Annotated in this window: 15 protein-coding genes and 1 tRNA gene; 10 read left to right on the top strand and 6 right to left on the bottom strand. The window is 69.3% G+C overall.

The window, feature by feature from the left end; translation table 11 throughout:
- Positions 1–92: 92 nt before the first annotated feature.
- Entirely contained in the window at positions 93–1,751 is a 1,659-nt protein-coding gene (locus tag ACSQ2F_RS06305) for a hypothetical protein (RefSeq protein WP_436020883.1), read from the bottom strand.
- Between the two features lie 310 nt (positions 1,752–2,061).
- On the opposite strand from ACSQ2F_RS06305, the gene ACSQ2F_RS06300 reads away from it, so the two are divergent.
- Positions 2,062–2,135 (top strand) — tRNA-Gly (locus ACSQ2F_RS06300).
- Positions 2,136–2,247: 112 nt separating this feature from the next.
- On the opposite strand, the gene ACSQ2F_RS06295 is transcribed toward ACSQ2F_RS06300, so the two are convergent.
- Positions 2,248–3,183, bottom strand: coding sequence for an NAD(P)H-dependent flavin oxidoreductase (locus ACSQ2F_RS06295; RefSeq protein WP_436020881.1), 936 nt, complete (start codon positions 3,181–3,183; stop codon positions 2,248–2,250).
- A gap of 127 nt (positions 3,184–3,310) precedes the next feature.
- On the opposite strand from ACSQ2F_RS06295, the gene trmB reads away from it, so the two are divergent.
- Complete coding sequence (gene trmB / locus ACSQ2F_RS06290) at positions 3,311–4,021, top strand: tRNA (guanosine(46)-N7)-methyltransferase TrmB (protein ID WP_436020879.1); 711 nt, start codon at positions 3,311–3,313, stop codon at positions 4,019–4,021.
- Positions 4,022–4,079: 58 nt separating this feature from the next.
- On the opposite strand, the gene ACSQ2F_RS06285 is transcribed toward trmB, so the two are convergent.
- Positions 4,080–4,937, bottom strand: coding sequence for an undecaprenyl-diphosphate phosphatase (locus tag ACSQ2F_RS06285; protein ID WP_436020877.1), 858 nt, complete (start codon positions 4,935–4,937; stop codon positions 4,080–4,082).
- A gap of 204 nt (positions 4,938–5,141) precedes the next feature.
- Between ACSQ2F_RS06285 and ACSQ2F_RS06280 the strand changes: the two genes are divergently transcribed.
- From ACSQ2F_RS06280 to ACSQ2F_RS06255, 6 genes are read left to right on the top strand one after another with little or no spacing between them, the layout of a single operon-like run.
- Entirely contained in the window at positions 5,142–5,807 is a 666-nt protein-coding gene (locus tag ACSQ2F_RS06280) for a TetR/AcrR family transcriptional regulator (RefSeq protein ID WP_436020875.1), read from the top strand.
- A gap of 4 nt (positions 5,808–5,811) precedes the next feature.
- On the top strand, positions 5,812–7,020 hold the full coding sequence (locus tag ACSQ2F_RS06275) for an efflux RND transporter periplasmic adaptor subunit (protein WP_436020873.1): 1,209 nt from the start codon (positions 5,812–5,814) through the stop codon (positions 7,018–7,020).
- A 14-nt stretch (positions 7,021–7,034) separates the two neighbouring features.
- A complete protein-coding gene (locus tag ACSQ2F_RS06270; protein WP_436020871.1) occupies positions 7,035–10,193 on the top strand; it encodes an efflux RND transporter permease subunit in 3,159 nt (1,052 codons plus the stop codon).
- A 43-nt stretch (positions 10,194–10,236) separates the two neighbouring features.
- Positions 10,237–10,890 (top strand): protein-L-isoaspartate O-methyltransferase family protein, encoded by a 654-nt coding sequence (locus tag ACSQ2F_RS06265; RefSeq protein ID WP_436020869.1) that lies wholly within the window; start codon positions 10,237–10,239, stop codon positions 10,888–10,890.
- A gap of 13 nt (positions 10,891–10,903) precedes the next feature.
- Entirely contained in the window at positions 10,904–11,242 is a 339-nt protein-coding gene (locus tag ACSQ2F_RS06260) for a rhodanese-like domain-containing protein (protein ID WP_436020867.1), read from the top strand.
- Positions 11,243–11,264: 22 nt separating this feature from the next.
- The gene (locus tag ACSQ2F_RS06255) at positions 11,265–12,602 is read left to right on the top strand and encodes a TolC family outer membrane protein (RefSeq protein WP_436020865.1); all 1,338 of its coding nucleotides are present in this window, start codon (positions 11,265–11,267) and stop codon (positions 12,600–12,602) included.
- Here the strand turns inward: ACSQ2F_RS06255 and ACSQ2F_RS06250 are convergent.
- The 3 genes from ACSQ2F_RS06250 to ACSQ2F_RS06240 are packed head-to-tail and all read right to left on the bottom strand — an operon-like array spanning position 12,571 to position 16,249.
- Positions 12,571–13,881: a 3-deoxy-D-manno-octulosonic acid transferase gene (locus ACSQ2F_RS06250; protein ID WP_436020863.1), complete on the bottom strand. Its 1,311-nt coding sequence runs from the start codon at positions 13,879–13,881 to the stop codon at positions 12,571–12,573. The two genes, ACSQ2F_RS06255 and ACSQ2F_RS06250, sit on opposite strands and share 32 nt — an antisense overlap.
- Positions 13,878–14,801, bottom strand: a complete 924-nt coding sequence (gene waaC / locus ACSQ2F_RS06245; RefSeq protein ID WP_436020861.1) for a lipopolysaccharide heptosyltransferase I — start codon at positions 14,799–14,801, stop codon at positions 13,878–13,880. Before waaC ends, ACSQ2F_RS06250 begins: the two co-directional genes overlap by 4 nt.
- Before the next feature lie 56 nt (positions 14,802–14,857).
- Positions 14,858–16,249 carry a phosphomannomutase/phosphoglucomutase gene (locus ACSQ2F_RS06240; RefSeq protein ID WP_436020859.1) on the bottom strand — a complete coding sequence of 464 codons (1,392 nt, stop codon included), beginning with the start codon at positions 16,247–16,249 and terminating at the stop codon, positions 14,858–14,860.
- Between the two features lie 132 nt (positions 16,250–16,381).
- Here ACSQ2F_RS06240 and ACSQ2F_RS06235 point away from each other — a divergent pair, with 132 nt between their 5' ends.
- Together ACSQ2F_RS06235 and ACSQ2F_RS06230 are read left to right on the top strand one after the other, a co-directional pair.
- Positions 16,382–17,923 (top strand): DNA-3-methyladenine glycosylase 2 family protein, encoded by a 1,542-nt coding sequence (locus ACSQ2F_RS06235; protein WP_436020857.1) that lies wholly within the window; start codon positions 16,382–16,384, stop codon positions 17,921–17,923.
- Entirely contained in the window at positions 17,920–18,450 is a 531-nt protein-coding gene (locus tag ACSQ2F_RS06230; protein WP_436020855.1) for a methylated-DNA--[protein]-cysteine S-methyltransferase, read from the top strand. The genes ACSQ2F_RS06235 and ACSQ2F_RS06230 overlap by 4 nt, the downstream gene beginning before the upstream one ends.
- Positions 18,451–18,484: the final 34 nt, after the last annotated feature.

The following is an 18,484-nucleotide window of genomic DNA, read 5'->3' as shown; positions in this document are numbered from 1 at the left end:
ACGAACCAACGAGAAGGCCACCCCGCAGGGTGGCCTTCGAGCGCCCCTGAAGGCCCGGGCGAGCCCGGGCCTTCAACGGGCGCGTCAGCCGATCAACGGCCGCCTTCCCACAGCTTCAGGTCAGGGGCGTAGTTACCGCGGCCGTACGCCGCGCAGAAGCCGGCGTTGTTGCCGCGGTAGGTCGGATCGTGCGCGAGCACGGCCGGCCGCAGGGCTTCCCAGAAGCGGCGTGGCTCCGTGCCCGACTGGCCACCCGAATCCTTGACCACGATCACGAGGTCGAGCGCACGGTGGACGATGACGTACTGCCCACCCAGACCCGCGGCGTAGAACACGCCTGCATCGTGCGTTTGCGAGCAGCCCTCGGACCTCAGGCAGCTGGGCGCGTTCGAGACGGGTCCATGCGGGTAGCTGCGGTGGATCGGCTTGGGCGCGCAGCTGTCGTCCTCGTTGAGCCAGGTGAGGTAGCCGTAGCCGGTGTTGGCGTCCTCGAAGGACGGGTGCGACAGGTTGTAGAGGAAGTCCTGGTCGATGAGCCGCTGGCCGTTCCACATGCCGCCGTTGTTCATCAAGAGGCCCAGGCGCGCCATGTCGCGCACCGTGGTGGTCCAGCTGGTGGCGAAGCTCTTGCTGGTCTCGGACGTGCCCCAGGTGGAGTTCTCGAAGCCGAGCGGCTGGGCCAGGTGGCGGCGCCAGAACGCGCCGATGTTGCTGCCCAGGCGGGTGGTGTCCTGCGCCACCACGGTGTTGACCACATCGCTCAGTCGATTGATCGCCTCGCTGCCGACCGTGTCGTACTTGAACTCCCGGTTGGGGTAGTTGAGGTTGGGCGATGCGGCGCTCACCATGGCCAGCACGTGCGCCGTCGTGGACGCCTGGTCGAAGGTGAAGCTGTCGAGCCAGTGATCGATGCGCTGGAACTCGCCCAGCGGGCCTCGCTTGCGGGTCGTCGTGACCGGCAGCGACTTGGTGTGGTGGATCAGCGCGCCGACCGTGAGCGCGCCCATCGTCTTGGTGGTGGAATACACCTGGTCGGCGGGATCGTTGCCGTTCGGGTAGTACTCGTGGCAGAGCTTTCCATAGCGCACGACGGCCCAGGCATGGCCCAGGGTGCGGTTGGCCTGCTGCAGCAGCGCGGGGTCGAGCTTGCACTCGGTCGCGACGTTGGCCGCGGGCACCAGCGTCCAGGGCCCCGTGCCCGGGTCCCGCGCGCCGGGCGTAGGGGTCGGCGTCTCGCCGCGCGTCCCGTCCACCCGCACGCTGGCCACGGTGTAGTTCTCGAGTGACGAGCTGGCATCGACGCGGAAGCGCAGCACCACCGCCACCTGCCCCGCGGCGGATGCCGGCAGGTTGAGCGTGGTCGCGCCCGAGGCGGTGCGGCTCGACTCCAGCACCGTGAACGTGGCGCCGTTGTTGGTGGAGATCTCCGCAATGCCGGCCTCCCCGGTGTCCAGGCCGCTGCTGCTGCGCTGGAAGGTCAGCGTGAGGCCCGTCAGGCCGGCCGTGCTGAAGGTGGCCGAGCGGATGGCGCCGTCGTTCGAGCCGAATGCGGCGTTCATGCGCGCACCCGCGCTGCTGGTGCTCACGGAGCCTGAGGCCGTGAAGCTGCCGAGGCCGGTGCTGAAGTTCTGCTGCAGCACGACCTCAGCGTGCGCCGATGCGGATGCCAGCGTGGCGGCGGCAAGTGCGATGCGGGCGAAGCGGGACGCGGGCGCGCGCCGTGCGCGCCGCAAGGAAAGGGCTGGGTTCATCGTTGTCTCCTGGTGGTGGGCCTTCAGGCCTCTGGCAGATGCGACCCGGCCAGCGCCGAGTCGGCCCACATCCTGACGCGGTCTCCGCCGGACCGCAAGCGGGGTTGCGCCCGGTTCACCGCGATATCCGGGTCAAGGTGTTACCAGCGTGCCGTGTCCCGTGACCGGCGGTCTGCTGAATGGAACGGGCCGGCCGCGCAGGCCCATGGCCGCACACCGATGGCGTGACAGCACCCCCCTTCCCCGCGCGGCCCCGCCAACGACAAGCGCCGGCCCCTCGCCCGGAGTGCGCTAGAATGCCGCTCGTTCCGCGGGTGTAGTTCAATGGTAGAACGGCAGCTTCCCAAGCTTCATACGAGGGTTCGATTCCCTTCACCCGCTCCAGATGCCGCGCGCAGCGCGACCAACGCCCCGACCTGCCTCGGGGCGTTTTGTTTTGTGCTGCCGGTCCGCCACGAAGGGAGTTGCGCCAGCGGTGCCGACGCGCCCCACCCCTTCAGCCGAAGCTTCGTTGCGCCGTCAAGCGGGCCATGCGCTCGGTGATCTCGAAGAAGCCATTGACCGTGTCGTCGATGATCTCCTGCGCCGACTTCACGCGGTCGATGAGGCCCACGGTCTGGCCGGCGAGTGCAGGCGCTGCGTCCATGTCACCCCCGAAGTAGAGGTCCTGCACGCGGCTGAGCACGTCGGCCGGCATGCGCCCTTCTTCATGGATCGCCTGCGTGCCGGCCGTCTTCAACGCGCGGATGCACGGCGAGGCCTTGCGGTTGAGCACCCAGGTGCCGGTTTCGGTGGCGCTGCAGATCGCCGCCTTGAAGTTGTCGTGCACCGGGCTCTCGGCGCAGCCGACGAAGCGCGTGCCCATCTGGATGCCTTCGGCGCCGAGGGCGAACGCGGCGGCCATGCCGCGGCCGTCGCAGATGCCACCGGCGGCGATGAGGGGCACGCCCACGCGCGCCCGGATGGCCTGCAGCAGCACGAGGGTGGACACCTCCTCCGGGTTCTTGAAGCCGCCACCCTCGGCGCCTTCGACGACCAGGCCATCGACACCGGCCTCGACGCACTTGAGCGCCGTCTCCACGGTGGGCACCGCGTGGTAGACCACGATGCCGGCCGCCTTCAGCGGCGCGATGAACTTGGCGGGGCTGCCGGCCGAGGTGGTGACGAAGCGCACGCCCGACTCGCAGACGAAGCGCAGCATGGCCTCGTCCTTCAGGAAGCGGATGGGCAGGTTCACACCGAAGGGCAGGCCGAGTTCGCGCATCTTGAGGATCTCGGCCTGGCAGTTGGCAGTCTCGCCTGACGAGGTCTCGATGATGCCCAGCCCACCTGCCCGCGACACGGCCGCGGCCAGGGGCGCCCGGGCGATCCAGCCCATGGGAGCTTGCAGGATGGGGTAGCGTGCGCCGCAATGGGCAAGGACTCGGTTCATCTGGCTGCCTCGGAGTGTGGGACGGCGAGCTTAGGCGGCGGCGTCCCTTCCGGCTGTCGCTCAGGTGCCAGCCGACTCGGGCACAATGCCTGCCCCCTGTGTCCGCCGCACGACTGACCCTTTCCCCATGACCGACCCCATCGAGCCCGACGAAAGCGACGCCCCCGTGGCGCATCCCCGCAGCATCCGCAGCTTCGTCGTGCGTGCGGGCCGCATGGGCACCGGCCAGATGCGCGCGCTGGAGCAGCTGGGTCCGCGCTTCGTGCTGCCCTACCTGGCCGAGACGCTGGAACCCGCGGAAGTGTTCGGGCGCACGGCGCCCGTCGTGCTCGAGATCGGCTTCGGCATGGGCGACGCCACGGCGCGCATCGCCGAGGCCTTGCCCGACACCGACTTCCTGGGCGTGGAAGTGCACACGCCGGGCGTCGGGGCCCTGCTCAAGCACATCGACGAACGCCAGCTCGGCAACATCCGCATCGTGCAGCACGATGCGGTGGAGGTGCTGGAGCACATGATCGCCCCCGGCTCGCTCGCCGGTGTGCACATCTTCTTCCCCGACCCGTGGCACAAGAAGAAGCACAACAAGCGCCGCCTGATCCAGGCGCCGTTCGTGTCACGGCTGGTGACGCGGCTGGCCCCGGACGGCTACCTGCACTGCGCGACCGACTGGCAACCGTATGCCGAGCAGATGCTGGAGGTGCTGTCGGCAGAGCCGGGCCTCGTCAACACCGCCGAGGGCTATGCCGAGAAGCCGGCGTACCGGCCCCTCACGAAGTTCGAGAACCGCGGACTGCGACTCGGGCATGGCGTGTGGGACCTGGTGTTCAAGCGGCGCTGACACCTCGGCCGCCGCCGAATCCCGGTGGCGACGCCCCGCCTCTCGGCGGGGCGCAGGCTCAACCGGCCCAGTTGACCGTGCCGGTCCAGGCCGTGGCGAGCACCACGATGCCGAAGGCGATGCGGTACCACGCGAAGATGGTGAAGTCGTGCGTGGACACGTAGCGGATCAGCCAGCGGATGCAGATGAGCGCGCTGATGAAGGCGAACACCGTGCCGACCAGGAACATGGGCAGATCGCCCCAGGTGAGCTGATCGCGGTACTTGTAGACCGAGTAGGCCCCGGCGCCCATGAGCGTCGGAATGCCGAGGAAGAAGCTGAATTCGGTGGCCGCCTTGCGCGAGAAGCCGAGCACCAGCGACCCGATGATGGTCGCGCCGGAGCGGCTGGTGCCGGGAATCAGCGCCAAGCACTGCAGCAGGCCCACCTTGAGCGCATCGAGCGCACTCATGTCGTCCACGGTCTCGACCCGGGCCACCCGGCTGCCTTGCATGTCGCGGTCGCCATAGAGACGGCGGTGCCGCCACTCGACGAACAGGATGACGAAGCCGCCGACGATGAACGCGATGGCCACCGGCACGGGATGGAACAGGTTCGCCTTGATGATGCTGCCGAAGGCCAGGCCCAGGGCGGCCGCCGGAATGAAGGCGATCACCACGTTGCGCGCGAAGCGCTGGGCCACCGGGTCGTGCGTCACGCCGGCGAAGGTGCGCTTCAGGCGCTCACGGTATTCCCAGATGACGGACAGCATGGCGCCCGTCTGGATGGCGATCTCGAACACCTTGACGGTGTCGCCGGTGAAGTCGAGCAGCGAGCCGGTGAGGATGAGGTGACCGGTGCTGGAGATGGGCAGGAACTCTGTCAAACCCTCGACGATTCCCATGATCGCCGCCTTGACCCACAAAACGATATCCAAACCTGCTCCCTGTTGGTTGTGCGAAGTAATCGACGCGGGATGATACCGATGCAGGGACTGTGCCCGGGCGCCGGGTGATACTGGACGGTTGTTCACACTTCTTTGCGGCGTGGCAATGCGCTGGTGGCAACGCGCGCCGAGCATTCGCCTTGACCCGCTGACGCCCCGACAGCTACATTACTGACCAATCAGTCAGTATTGCTCATGCCCACCGCGCCCAAACCGCCCAATCCGCAGCCTCGACAGCGCCGCAAGGAAGCGCGTCCGCAAGAATTGCTGGATGCGGCGCTTGCGTTGTTCGTGGAAAAGGGCTTCGCGGCAACCCGTTCGGAGGAAGTCGCGGCGCGTGCCGGCGTCTCCAAGGGCACCCTCTACCTCTACTACCCCAGCAAGGAAGAGCTGCTGAAGGCGGTCATCCGGCAGAACCTCTCGCACGTGCTGGCGGCGGGCGCCGACGTGGCCGAGGGCTTCGAGGGCTCGATGGCCGAACTCCTGGCGACCATGCTCCGCACCTGGTGGGAACACGTGGGCGGCACCCCGGCCGGCGGCATTCACAAGATCATCATGGCGGAGGTGCGCAACTTCCCCGAGATCGCCGAGTTCTACAGCCAGGAGGTGGTGGTGCCGGCACATGACCTCGTCTCCGGCATCGTGGAGCGCGGCATCGAGCGCGGGGAGTTCAGGCCCGTGCCGCCGCACGAGGTCACCCACGTGCTGATCGCCCCACTCATCTTCCTCGCCCTTCACCAGCACACCTTCGGCGAATGCCCGATCGGCGAACACCCTGTCGAGCCGAGCCGGCTCATCGAGACCCAGATCGACCTCGTGCTGCACGGCCTGCTGCAGACGCGACCTTCCGAGAAAGCCTGACCTGATGAAACGCCGGACTCCGTGGGTGATCGCCATCGTTGCACTGCTGGTGGTGGGCGCCCTCGTGTTGCGCACCTCGAAGGCGCGTCGAGCCGCCAGCGCCCCGCCTGCTCCGGCCGCAGCCGCATCGGCAGCGGCCATCGATCTCGCCCCGGCCGATGTGGTGGTGGTCCGTCCCGTGGAACTCGTGCGCACGCTGACGGTGTCCGGCGGACTCAAGGCCGTGAACACCGCGGTCGTGAAGGCGAAGATCTCCGCGGAGCTCAAGACGCTTACCGTGCGGGAGGGCGACCCGGTGCGGGCCGGCCAGGTGATCGGCCAGCTCGACCCGCTGGAAGCTGAACTGCGCGTGCGGCAGGCCACCCAGACCGCCCAGTCCGCGCGTGCGCAGCTGGACATCGCGCAGCGCACGCTCGACAACAACCGCGCGTTGGTCGAGCAGGGCTTCATCTCGGCGACCGGACTGGAGACGTCGGTGGCCAACCATGCCGCGGCGCAGGCCTCGTACCGCGCCGCCGTGGCTGCCGCCGACCTGGCCCGCAAGTCCGTGGGCGATGCGCGGCTGGTCGCCCCCATCGCGGGCATCGTCTCGCAACGCCTCGCGCAGCCGGGCGAGCGGGTTCCGCTCGACGGCCGGATCGTCGAGATCGTCGACCTTTCCCGCATCGAACTCGAAGCCGCCGTGGCGCCCGAGGACGTCGGCAGCATCGCGGTCGGCAACGTGGCACGCCTGCAGGTCGACGGCCTGAACGACACGGTGGAAGGCCGCGTCGCGCGCATCAATCCGAGCACCCAGGCGGGCACGCGGTCGGTGATGGTCTACCTCGCGCTCGATTCCCATCCCGGACTGCGCCAGGGCCTGTTCGCGCGCGGGACGATCGAACTGCTGCGTCGCCAGGCCCTGGCCGTTCCGCTGAGCGTGGTGCGGGTCGAGCAATCGAGGCCCACCGTGCTGGCCGTCGAAAACGGTTTGGTGGCGCAGCGCCTGGTGACCCTGGGCACCCGTGGCGAAGCCGCCTTTGCGGGCACGCGCGAGGCTGCCGTCGAGCTGCTCGACGGCCTGGCCGCCGGCACACCGGTCCTGCGCTCGACCGTCGGCACCATGCGGCCGGGGACCCGCGTCGCGTTGTCTCAAGCCGCCGCGTCCCCTGTCGCGCCGACTTCGCCTCCCGCGCCCGCGGCCTCCCTTCCCGCTGCCTCGGCGGCCCGCTGAAGGCAGGCGCTCCCATGTGGTTCACCCGCGTCTCGATCGGCAATCCCGTCATGGCCACGATGGTCATGCTGGCCTTCGTCGTGCTCGGCCTGTTCAGCTATCAGCGGCTGTCCATCGACCAGTTCCCGAACATCGACTTCCCGACGGTCGTGATCGTGATGGACTACCCGGGCGCGTCGCCCGAGATCGTCGAGAGCGAGGTCACCAAGAAGGTCGAGGAGGCGGTCAACACCGTCGCCGGCATCAATTCGCTCTACTCGCGTTCGTACGAGGGAACCTCGGTGGTGATCGTCGAGTTCAACCTGGACGTGGACGGTCGCAAGGCGGCCGACGACGTGCGCGAGAAGGTCTCACTCATCCGGCCCAGCCTGCGCGACGAGGTGAAGGAGCCGCGCATCTCGCGCTTCGACCCGCAGAGCGTGCCGATCTTCAACGTCGCCCTCCTGTCCCCGGACGGCAGCAAGACCGCGCAGGAGCTCACCAACTGGGCGACGCAGGTGCTGCAGAAGCGACTCGAGAACGTGCGCGGCGTGGGCGCCGTCAGCGTGGTCGGCGGCACCTTGCGCCAGATCCACCTCTACCTGCGCCCGCAGGCGATGGAGGCCCTCGGCATCACGGTGGACCAGGTGCTCGCCGCCGTGCGCAGCGAGAACCAGGAACTGCCCATGGGCGCCATCCGCTCTCTGGAACAGGAAAGTGTGGTGCAGATCAACGCCCGCATGAAGCGCCCGGAGGACTTCGGCAACATCATCGTGGCGCGCAAGGCGGGCAGCCCGGTTCGCCTCTCGCAGGTGGCCGACGTCGTCGACGGCCCGCAGGAGCTTGAAAGTCTGGCGCTCTACAACGGCCAGCGCACGGTGCTGCTGTCGGTGCAGAAGTCGCAGGGCGAGAACACCATCGCCGTCGTCGACGGGCTGCGCAAGGCGCTCGCCGGGGCGGCCGACGTCATCCCGCCGGGCGTCAAGACGGAGATCATCCGCGACAACTCCCGGGCCATCCGGGTGTCGGTGGCCAACGTGAAGCAGACACTCATCGAAGGCGCGCTGCTGACCGTGCTGATCGTCTTCCTGTTCCTGAACTCCTGGCGTTCGACGGTCATCACGGGCCTCACCCTGCCCATCGCGCTGATCGGCACCTTCCTGTTCATGTACGCCTTCGGGTTCACGATCAACACCATCACGATGATGGCACTAAGCCTGTGCGTCGGCCTGCTCATCGATGACGCCATCGTCGTGCGCGAGAACATCGTGCGCCACGTGCAGATGGGCAAGAGCGCCCACGACGCGGCCATCGACGGCACCAACGAGATCGGCCTGGCGGTGCTCGCCACCACCTTGTCCATCGTCGCCGTCTTCCTGCCCATCGGCTTCATGGGCGGCATCGTGGGCAAGTTCTTCCACGAGTTCGGCATCACCATCGTCGCGGCGGTGCTCATCTCGATGTTCGTCAGCTTCACGCTCGACCCCATGCTGTCGAGCGTCTGGCACGACCCGCAGGCGCACGGCGTGCACCGCGGTCCCCCGGTGACCCGGTACGACCGCACCATCGGCCGCGTGACCGGCCTCTTCGACCGGTTCACCGAGTGGCTGTCCGACGTGTACCAGCGCATCCTCGGCTGGTCGCTCGCCCACAAGCTCGCCACCCTGCTGATCGCGCTGGCCACCTTCATCGGCAGCTTCTTCCTCATCCCGGTGCTGGGGGCCGAATTCGTGCCCAAGGCGGACTTCTCCGAGACGCAGATCAACTTCTACACGCCGGTGGGCTCGGCACTCGAAGTGACCGAAACGCGTGCCCGCCAGATCGACGAGGCCCTGCGCGCCCTGCCCGAGGTCCGCTTCACCGTCACGACCATCAACAGCGGCCAGGCCGCCGGCAAGATCTACGGCGTCGTGTACGTACGGCTGGTGGACCGGGCCGAACGCAGCCGCGACCTGACGGCCCTGAGCGTCCCGCTGCGCGAGGCCATGATGCGCATTCCCGGGGTCACGGTCACGAACATCGGCCCGACCGACCTGGGCGGTGGCAAGAGCCTGCAGTTCTCCATCCAGGGCCCTGACCTCGCAGAACTCGAGCGCCTGTCGCGCGACATCATGCCGCGGCTGCAGGCCATCCCCGGGCTCGTCGACCTCGACTCCACCCTCAAACCCGACAAGCCCACCGTCTCCATCGACGTGCGGCGCGATGCGGCGTCCGACCTCGGACTCAACGTGAACGCGCTGGCCGGCACCCTGCGCACGCTCGTGGCGGGCACCACTGTGGGTAACTGGCGCGCGCCCGATGGCGAGAACTACGACGTCAGCGTGCGCCTCACCCCCGAAAGCCGCAACGCCATCGAGGACCTGCAGCGCATGCCGATCAACCTGGCACCCGCAAGCGACGGCACGCCCCGCTCCGTGCGGCTGGCCCAGGTCGCCGACGTGAAGGCCTCGACCGGCCTCAACCAGATCAACCGCCGTGACATGAACCGCGAGATCAACGTCGACGCCAACGCCTTCGGCCGCAGCGCGGGCGACGTCTCGGCCGACATCCGCACGGTGCTGCAGGACGTGCAGTGGCCGCCGGGCTACCGGTACAGCTTCGGCGGGTCCACCAAGAACATGACGGAGTCGTTCAACTATGCCGTGGGCGCGCTCGCCCTGGCGATCGTCTTCATCTACATGATCCTCGCCAGCCAGTTCAAGAGCTTCCTGCAGCCCCTGGCGCTGATGAGCTCGCTGCCGCTCACCTTGATCGGGGTGGTGCTCACCTTGCTGGTGTTCGGCTCGACGCTCAACATGTTCAGCATCATCGGCATCGTGATGCTGATGGGCCTGGTGACCAAGAACGCCATCCTGCTCGTGGACTTCGCCATCCGGGCCCGCGAAGGCGAGCATGGCGACGCCCCCCTGCCCCGCGAGCAGGCGCTGCTGATGGCGGCCAAGGTCCGGTTGCGTCCCATCCTGATGACCACGCTGGCCATGATCTTCGGCATGGTGCCGCTGGCCTTCGCGCTGTCCGAAGGTGCGGAGCAGCGTGCGCCGATGGGGCAGGCCGTCATCGGTGGCGTCATCACGTCCTCGCTGCTGACGCTCGTCGTGGTCCCCGTCATCTACTGCTACCTCGACGACCTGTCCGCCTGGCTGCGGCGCAAGTGGCACCGTCAGCCACCCGCCGCCGGGGCGCCCGCCCAATAAAATGGCCCTCTCTCCCTCGTCTGTCTTCTCCAGGACCCCCGCCATGAGCATCGAACAAGCCCGCTTCAACATGATCGAACAGCAGATCCGCCCCTGGGACGTGCTGGACCAGGGTGTGCTGTCGCTCCTCGCCGTCGTCAAGCGTGAGGACTTCGTCCCGCCGGAGCACCGCGGCATGGCGTTCTTCGACACCGAAGTGCCGCTCGGGCATGGTCAGGTGATGCTGGCGCCCAAGGTGGAAGGCCGCTATCTGCAGGAGCTCGACGTGCACCGCCACGAGCGGGTGCTGGAGGTCGGCACGGGCTCCGGCTACATGGCCGCGCTGCTCTCGCACAAGGCCCGCGAGGTGGTGACGGTCGAGATCGTCCCCGAGCTCGCCAAGACCGCCATCGAGAACCTGCGTCGCGCGGCGATCACCAACGTCAGCGTGCTCCAAGGCGACGCATCGAAGGGCCTGCCCACGCCGGGCCCCTTCGACGTGATCGTGTTGTCGGGCTCGGTGGCCTCGGTGCCCAGGCCACTGCTCGACGAACTGAAGGTCGGCGGGCGCCTCATCGCCATCGTGGGCCAGGAACCGGTGATGCGTGCCACCCTCGTCACGCGCGTCGGCGACCAGGAATTCCGCCACGTCGAGCTGTTCGACACCGTCGCCCCGCGCCTGGTGGGGTTCGGCGAACCCTCGCGCTTCGCCTTCTGATCGCGCGAACGTCATGCAACAGGTTCGCGTCACCGACCTCGCCGCGCTGCTCGCCTCACTGGATGCGGGCACGCGCCCGGTGCTGCTCGATGTGCGCGAGCCCTGGGAGGTGCAGACGGCCAGCTTCACCCTGCCCGGTGTCGACAGCCTCGCCATTCCCATGAACGAGCTGCCCGGGCGGCTGGACGAACTCGATCCGGAGCAGCCGGTGCTGAGCCTGTGCCACCACGGCATGCGCAGCCTGCAGGTCGCAGCCTTTCTCGAGCGACAGGGCTTCGACCAGGTCTTCAACGTCGCAGGCGGCATCGACGCCTGGTCGCGCGAGGTCGATGCCTCGGTTCCGCTCTACTGATCTCCGTTTCCAAGGAAGCCCCATGTCCGTCCTGTTCCCGCTGCGCCCGGCGCACCTTGCCCTCGCCTGCGCCGTCGCCCTGGTGGCCGCAGCTCCCGTGCGTGCCCAGAGCCTGGCCGAGGTGTTCGACGTGGCCCGTGGATACGACGCCACCTACCTGGCCGCCCGAGCCCAGGCCGACGCCGCCCAGTACCGCGTCGAGCAGGTCCGGGCGTTGATGCGGCCGTCGCTCGGCCTCACCGCCGACTACAAGCGCGTGGAAAGCAACACGGCCACCGACACCACGGCCACCGGGCCGTCGGCAGCCGTGGCCGGCAAGCAGCCGCTCTTCAACCGTGCCAACAGCGTGACCATCGAGCAGGCCGAGCGCTCGCTCGAAGTGGCCTCGGCCGATCTGCAGGCAGCCGAACAGGAACTCATCGTCCGCACGGCGCAGGCCTACTTCGACGTGCTGGCCGCGCAGGACACGTTGGCCAGCGCACGCGCCGGCAAGACGGCGATCTCGGAACAGCTGGCGTCGGCCAAGCGCAACTTCGAGGTCGGCACTGCCACCATCACCGACACCCGCGAGGCCCAGGCCCGCTTCGACCTGAGCACCGCTCAGGAAATCGCCGCCGAGAACGATCTCCGCGTGCGCCGACTCGCGCTCGACCAGCTCGTCGGACGTACCGGCGTGGAGCCTCGCCCGCTGGCGACGCCCGTGGTCCTGCCCCCGCCCGTGCCCGACAGCGTGGAGGCCTGGGTCAGCCAGACCGAGACGGCGCCTTCGGTGCGTCGCGCCCTGCTGGGCTACGACATCGCCCGCCTGGAGACCGACAAGGCGCGCGCCGGCCACCTGCCGACGGTGGACTTCGATGCGGCCTACGGACGCGGGCGCACCGACACCGACGTCAACACCCGCGGCGTCACGCAGAACTACAACGGCGGCACCTCCCAGTCGAGCATCGGCGTGACGCTCCGGATGCCGCTCTTCGCGGGCTACTCCATCCAGAACCGCGTTCGCGAGACCTTGTCACTCGAGGAGCAGTCCCGCAACAACCTCGACGTCGCGCGCCGCAGCGTCGCGCAGGCCACCCGTACCGCGTTCTTCGGCGTGCAGTCGGGCCAGGCGCAGGTCAAGGCACTGGAGGCGGCGGAGGCGTCCACGCAGCTGGCGCTCGAGGCCACGCAGCTCGGCTACAAGGTCGGAGTTCGGGTCAACCTGGACGTGCTGAACGCCCAGACCCAGCTCTTCAACACCCGCCGTGACCTCGCCCGCGCGCGCTACGACGTCATCGTGAACAGCCTGCGCCTGCGCCAGGCGGCCGGCCAGCTTCGCCCGGAAGACATCACCGCGGCGAACCAGCTCCTCGCGCGCTGAGCAAGGCACCGATGCGTGCCGCCATGCGGGCGGCCGCCCCCTGGTGGGCCGCGGCAAAGTGGCGAGCCTTCGAGGCGAATGGCTCTCGCGCCGCCGGAGAGGCCATCAGGGCGGCCGCCTGCTTAACGCCTTCGTCGATGTCGGCCACGCGCAGCGAGGCCCCCGCCTCGAGCGACAGCGCGGCCGCCTCGGCGAAATTGAAGGTATGCGGGCCCATCACCACCGGGCAACCGCAGGCCGCGGCCTCGATGAGGTTCTGTCCGCCCAGCGGTGCGAAGCTGCCGCCGAGCAGCGCCACGTCGGCCATGCCGTAGTACAGGGCCATCTCACGCATGGAGTCGCCCAACCACACGTCCGCCTTCGAGGCCGCGTCGGGCGCTTCGTCCCGCCAGGTCGAGCGACGGGCGAGCCGCAGACCGGCGGCATGGACCATCGCGGCGACTTCATCGAAGCGTTGCGGGTGGCGCGGCACGATGAGCAGCAGGCCGCGCTGTTCGGGCGGCAGCGCCTGCCAGGCGCGCAGCAGACCCGGCTCCTCGCCTTCCCGGGTGGAGGTGCCCAGCATCACCGGGCGGCCGAGCCGGGCGCGCCACTGCTGCCCGCGGGCCAGCAGCGCGGGATCGGGGACCAGGTCGAACTTGAGGTTGCCGCACACCGCCACGTCACGCACACCGGAAGCACGCAGGCGAGCGGCGTCCGCTTCGGTCTGTGCCAACGCCACGGCGAGAGACTCGGCGGCAGGGCGCAGCAGCGCCCGGAAGCGCGCGCCCTGACGGGCGCTGCGTTCGCTCAAGCGCGCATTGGCCAGCACCATCGGCACGCCGGCATCACGGGCCGCGGCCAGCACGTTGGGCCAGATCTCGGTTTCCATCAGCACGCCGACCGCAGGGCGGAAATGCGCGATGAAGCGGCGGGCCGCACCGGGGGTGTCGTAGGGCAACCAGGCCTGCTGGTCGCCCTCGCGGAGCAAGGCGAGGCCCGCCTCGCGGCCGGTCGCGGTGCCATGGGTAAGGAGCAGCCGCACGCCGGGATGACGGGCCCGCAGTGCATCGATCAGCGCCTGGGCCGCCCGCGTTTCGCCGAGCGAGACCGCATGCACCCAGAGCGCGCCCGGCGTCGCACCGGGGGCATGACGCCCGAAGCGCTCCGCCAGGGCATGCCGGTACAGCGGCTCTGCGCGACCGCGCCACCACAGCCGGGCCAGGTACGCCGGCGCGAACGTGCGCAGCAACAGCGAATACGCGCCGAGGGCGGCGCGCGACGACCACCGCCCGCTCATGAGCCGCGGCCGACCCGTCGCACCACCTGCCAGGCCGCCCAGACGAGGTCGACCTCCGGGGTCGGCTCCCGTTCGATCGACACCTGGTGGCGATGGCCGTGTGACACCTGCGGGCCGGTGCGCCAGGCGGTGGGAAAGTTGTAGAGCTGCACGTGCGGCAGATCGAGCGCCACCGCGATGTGGCTCAGGCCGCTGTCGACTCCGATGACACCTTGCGTGCCGCCCATGCGGTCGACCACCGCGTCGAGCGACATGGAGGGCCAGACGCTCGCCTGCGGCCCGATGCCGGTGGCCAGGCGCCGTGCGCGCTCGAGTTCCGCTTCGCCGGCGTGCGGCAGCACGATGGCGTAGCCGGACTGCACGCAGCGCTTGCCGAGTTCGATCCAGTGGTCTTCCGGCCACAGCTTGTCGTCGCGCGACGTGCCGTGCACGAAGACCAGCGTGGGCACCTCGCAGAGCGGCCCGTGCCATTGCAACCCGAAGACCGGCGAGCCCTCCACCGCATGGTGCAAGGCCCGTGCGGCCAGCTCGCGCGAGCGGTCGAGCGCATGGATGTGCGGCGTCATGGTGATCGCTTCGTCGACCAGCCATCGGGCCGGCGCTTCATAGCCCGAGCCCTCGGTGCGGTTGGCGAGTCCGTAGCGGCGGCCGCGCGCCAGGCGGGCGACCAGGGCCGATTTGGTCAGGCCCTGGAGGTCGATCACGGCGTCGTATTCGCGTGCCTTCAGCATGGCCTTGAAGGCGCGCCATTCGGCACGCACCTCGGGCGTCCACCAGGCCTTGCGCCAGCGGCGCTGCGCGCACTCGAAGACCTCGCCGATGCCCTTGACGCGTCGCACCAGCGGGGCGAAGCCCGGCTCCACGACCCAGTCCACGACCGCCCCGGGGTGGGCGGCCTGGATGTCGTGCACCACCGGCATGGCGTGTACGACGTCCCCCAGCGAAGAGAGTTTGACGAGGAGGACGCGCACAGGGTTCAGTGAGCGGCCGCAGCCACCTCGGCGTCGGGCTTGACCTTCCGCAACGCGCTCATGAACTGCTCCTGGATCCGGTGAAGGGCTTCCTCGGTGTGCCCTTCGAAGCGCATCACCAGCACCGGCGTCGTGTTGGACGACCGGATCAAGCCGAAGCCGTCATCGTACTCTGCGCGCAGGCCGTCGATCGTGATGATCTCGCGCGCGCCCTTGAACTCGTCGCTGTCGAGCAGCTTCTGCACGACCTGGCGCGGCTCTCCCTCGGCGCAGGCGACGTTCAGCTCCGGCGTGCTGAAGCTCGTCGGCAGCGCGTTGAGCACGTCGCTCGGGTTGTCCGAGCGCGACAGGATCTCGAGCAGGCGAGCGGCCGTGTAGGTCGCGTCGTCGAAGCCGTACCAGCGCTCGCTGAAGAAGATGTGGCCGCTCATCTCGCCGGCGAGCGGCGAGCCGGTTTCCTTGAGCTTGGCCTTGACGAGCGAGTGGCCCGTCTGCCACATCAGCGGCTCGCCGCCGGCCTCGCGGATCACGGGTGCCAGGCGCTGGGTGCACTTGACGTCGTAGATGATGGTCGCGCCCTTGTTGCGCTTGAGCACGTCGGTGGCGAAGAGCATCAGCTGGCGGTCGGGGTAGATGATGCTGCCGTCCTTGGTGACCACCCCGAGGCGGTCGCCGTCGCCGTCGAAGGCGAGGCCCAGCTCGGCATCGGTCTCCTGCACGGTGCGGATCAGGTCGGCCAGGTTCTCGGGCTTGCTGGGGTCCGGATGGTGGTTGGGGAAGTCGCCGTCCACCTCGGAGTACAGCTCGGTCACGTCACAGCCGAGCGCGCGCAGGATGCCGGGGGCGGATGCACCGGGGATGCCATTGCCCGAGTCGACCACGATCTTCATGCGGCGCGACAGCTTGGCGTCGCTCGTGATGCGGTGGCTGTACTCGGGCACGATGTCCATCGTGGCCGAACGGCCCTTGCCCTGGATGTAGTCCTCGTCCTCGATGCGCTCGCGCAGCGCCTGGATCTCGGCGCCGTAGATGGCGCGGCCGGCCAGCACCATCTTGAAGCCGTTGTAGTCCTTGGGGTTGTGGCTGCCGGTCACCTGGATGCCGGAGTTGCAGCCATGCTGCCCGCGGGTGGCTGCCACGTAGTAGAGCATCGGGGTGGTCACGGCGCCCAGGTCGACGACGTCGAGGCCGGTGGACACGAGGCCCCGGATCAGCGCGGCCACGAGCGACGGCCCGGACACCCGGCCGTCACGACCCACCGCAACGGCTTTCTCGCCAGCCTTGACGGCGGCGCTGCCGAAGGCACGGCCGAGGTGCTCGGCAAAGTCCTCGTCGATCGTCTTGCCCACGATGCCGCGGATGTCGTAGGCCTTGAAGTTGGACGGGGTGACTCGCATGGGGGTTTTCTCTCCGTGAAGGTTTGCCGGATTGTAGGGAGACTGGCAGCGCTTGATCCAGTCCTTGGACACGGTCCGGAACGTGTCCGAAAGCGGCGAGTCCGTTGCAAAGCCCGTGCCGATAATGCCCCCATGGACCTCGACGCCGACTCCGCCTACGAAGTGATCAAGGCCCGCGACGCGCGCTTTGACGGGCGGCTGTTCGTGGGCGTGACCTCGACCGGCATCTATTGCCGCCCCATTTGCAGAGTGCGCACGCCCAGGCGCGAAAACTGCCGGTTCTTCCAGACGCCGGCCCAAGCCGAGGCCGCAGCGTTCCGGCCCTGCATGAAGTGCCGCCCCGAAATCGCGCCGGGCCCGGGCCTCGCCTGGTCGACCATGGATGCGTCGCGCACCCTTGCCCGCCAGGCGGCCCACCGCCTGGACTCCGGCGTGGCACAGCAGGGCACGCCGTCCATCGCGGAGCTGGCCGCGCGGCTCGGCGTGAGCGACCGCCACCTGCGGCGGATCTTTCTCGCCGAGCATGGCGTCACGCCCCTGCAATACCTGCAGACGCGCCGCCTGTTGCTGGCCAAGCAACTCCTGACCGACACCCGCCTGCCCGTCACCGAGGTCGCCCAGGCGAGCGGCTTTCTGAGCCTGCGCCGCTTCAACGCCGCCTTCGTGCAGAGCTACCGGATGAGTCCCTCGGCCCTGCGGCGCGAGTCCGGCAACGACGAACCGGACGACGCCGTCGTCGTGTCGCTCGGTCTGCGCATGCCCTACGACCATGACACGCTGCTCCGTTTCTTCGCGGCCCGCGCCGTGCCGGGCGTGGAGTGGGTCGATGGACACGCGATTCGCCGCAGCGTGCGGGCTGGCGTGCTGGGCCCCCAGGCGGGCTGGCTGGAGGCGACCTTCATCGATGGCTCCTGCGGCGCCGGGCCGGGCGAGCGCGTGAGGCTGCGCTTCTCGGCAACGCTGTCGGGCGCCAGCGCCGCCGTGGTGGCCGCCGCCCGGCGATGGCTCGACCTGGACGCCGATCCGGCCACCATCGACGCCGCACTCGCCGATCTCCCCGGCGCGCCCGGCCTGCGCCTGCCCGGCAGCATCGACACCTTCGAGATGGCGGTACGCGCCGTGCTCGGACAGCAAGTCACGGTTGCCGCCGCGCGCACCCTGGCGCGCCGGCTCGTCGACCGTTTCGGCACGCCCGCACCGACGCCGTGGCCCGAGGTGCACCGCTGGTTCCCCGGGCCGGAGCATCTGGCCGGCACGCCGGTGGAGGCCCTGGCCGAACTGGGCATCATCCGCGGCCGTGCCGGGGCCATCATCGCGTTGGCCCGGGAATGGTCGGCCCTCGGCACGCACCTCCACGGCGATCGCGATCCCGCCCCGCTGATCGCGGCCCTCTGCGACCTCCCCGGCATCGGCCCGTGGACCGCGCACTACATCGCCATGCGAGCCACCGGCTGGCCCGATGCCTTTCCCCCCCGCGACATCGCGGTGCTCAACGCCATGAAGGCGCTCTTCGGCACCGCCTCGCCACGCGAGGCCGGGCGCCTTGCCGAACGCTGGCAACCCTGGCGCGCGTACGCCGTGCTCCGCCTCTGGAACAGCCTGCCACCCGCGTCCGCGCCCAAGGTCCCTTCACTCCCTGGGACTGCAGCGTCAATGCCTGCCTCGATGCCATGACCCGTACCCTCCACCACCCTGGCCGCTGCACCGCGCAGGCGATGCTGCCCTCACCCTTCGGCCCCCTGCTGTGGGCCCGCACGGCCGACGGCATCGCCGGCATGTGGTTCGACGCCCAGAAGTGGTTCCCGGCGGCCTTCCAGGCACCACACCGTCCTGACGACCCGCTCATCCTCGAGGCCGCAGCGCAGCTCGACGACTACTTCGCCGGCCGCCGCGATCGTTTCGAACTGCCCCTCGACCTGCATGGCACCCCCTTCCAGCGGGCCGTGTGGGCCGCATTGCTCGACATCCCGCGGGGCCGGACCTCCAGCTACGGCGACATCGCTCGCCTCGTCGGCTCGCCGCAGGCCGTGCGGGCGGTGGGCGTCGCGGTCGGGCGCAATCCGGTCGGGATCATCGTCCCCTGCCACCGCGTCATCGGGCGCGACGGCACGCTGACCGGCTATGCTGGCGGACTCGACCGCAAGCAGGCGCTGCTCCGCCTCGAAGGCGTGTTGCACCCTCTCCAGGAAAGCCTCCTCTGAACGCCCGCCATTTCGCCGAACTGATCGGCCTTGC

The organism is Rhizobacter sp. LjRoot28 (assembly GCF_964253025.1).
Lineage (GTDB): Bacteria > Pseudomonadota > Gammaproteobacteria > Burkholderiales > Burkholderiaceae_C > Rhizobacter.
Note: the sequence above shows the minus strand (reverse complement) of the source record. Positions and strands in the feature narration are given on the sequence as shown.

Excerpts from the sequence above, each read along its gene's own strand:
- ACSQ2F_RS06240 (WP_436020859.1), bottom strand. The coding sequence starts at position 16,249 with ATGCGAGTCACCCCGTCCAACTTCAAGGCCTACGACATCCGCGGCATC.
- ACSQ2F_RS06235 (WP_436020857.1), top strand. The coding sequence starts at position 16,382 with ATGGACCTCGACGCCGACTCCGCCTACGAAGTGATCAAGGCCCGCGAC.
- ACSQ2F_RS06260 (WP_436020867.1), top strand. The coding sequence starts at position 10,904 with ATGCAACAGGTTCGCGTCACCGACCTCGCCGCGCTGCTCGCCTCACTG.
- ACSQ2F_RS06255 (WP_436020865.1), top strand. The coding sequence starts at position 11,265 with ATGTCCGTCCTGTTCCCGCTGCGCCCGGCGCACCTTGCCCTCGCCTGC.
- ACSQ2F_RS06280 (WP_436020875.1), top strand. The coding sequence starts at position 5,142 with ATGCCCACCGCGCCCAAACCGCCCAATCCGCAGCCTCGACAGCGCCGC.
- trmB (WP_436020879.1), top strand. The coding sequence starts at position 3,311 with ATGACCGACCCCATCGAGCCCGACGAAAGCGACGCCCCCGTGGCGCAT.
- ACSQ2F_RS06265 (WP_436020869.1), top strand. The coding sequence starts at position 10,237 with ATGAGCATCGAACAAGCCCGCTTCAACATGATCGAACAGCAGATCCGC.
- ACSQ2F_RS06305 (WP_436020883.1), bottom strand. The coding sequence starts at position 1,751 with ATGAACCCAGCCCTTTCCTTGCGGCGCGCACGGCGCGCGCCCGCGTCC.
- ACSQ2F_RS06295 (WP_436020881.1), bottom strand. The coding sequence starts at position 3,183 with ATGAACCGAGTCCTTGCCCATTGCGGCGCACGCTACCCCATCCTGCAA.
- ACSQ2F_RS06250 (WP_436020863.1), bottom strand. The coding sequence starts at position 13,881 with ATGAGCGGGCGGTGGTCGTCGCGCGCCGCCCTCGGCGCGTATTCGCTG.
- ACSQ2F_RS06275 (WP_436020873.1), top strand. The coding sequence starts at position 5,812 with ATGAAACGCCGGACTCCGTGGGTGATCGCCATCGTTGCACTGCTGGTG.
- waaC (WP_436020861.1), bottom strand. The coding sequence starts at position 14,801 with ATGCCGGTGGTGCACGACATCCAGGCCGCCCACCCCGGGGCGGTCGTG.
- ACSQ2F_RS06230 (WP_436020855.1), top strand. The coding sequence starts at position 17,920 with ATGACCCGTACCCTCCACCACCCTGGCCGCTGCACCGCGCAGGCGATG.
- ACSQ2F_RS06270 (WP_436020871.1), top strand. The coding sequence starts at position 7,035 with ATGTGGTTCACCCGCGTCTCGATCGGCAATCCCGTCATGGCCACGATG.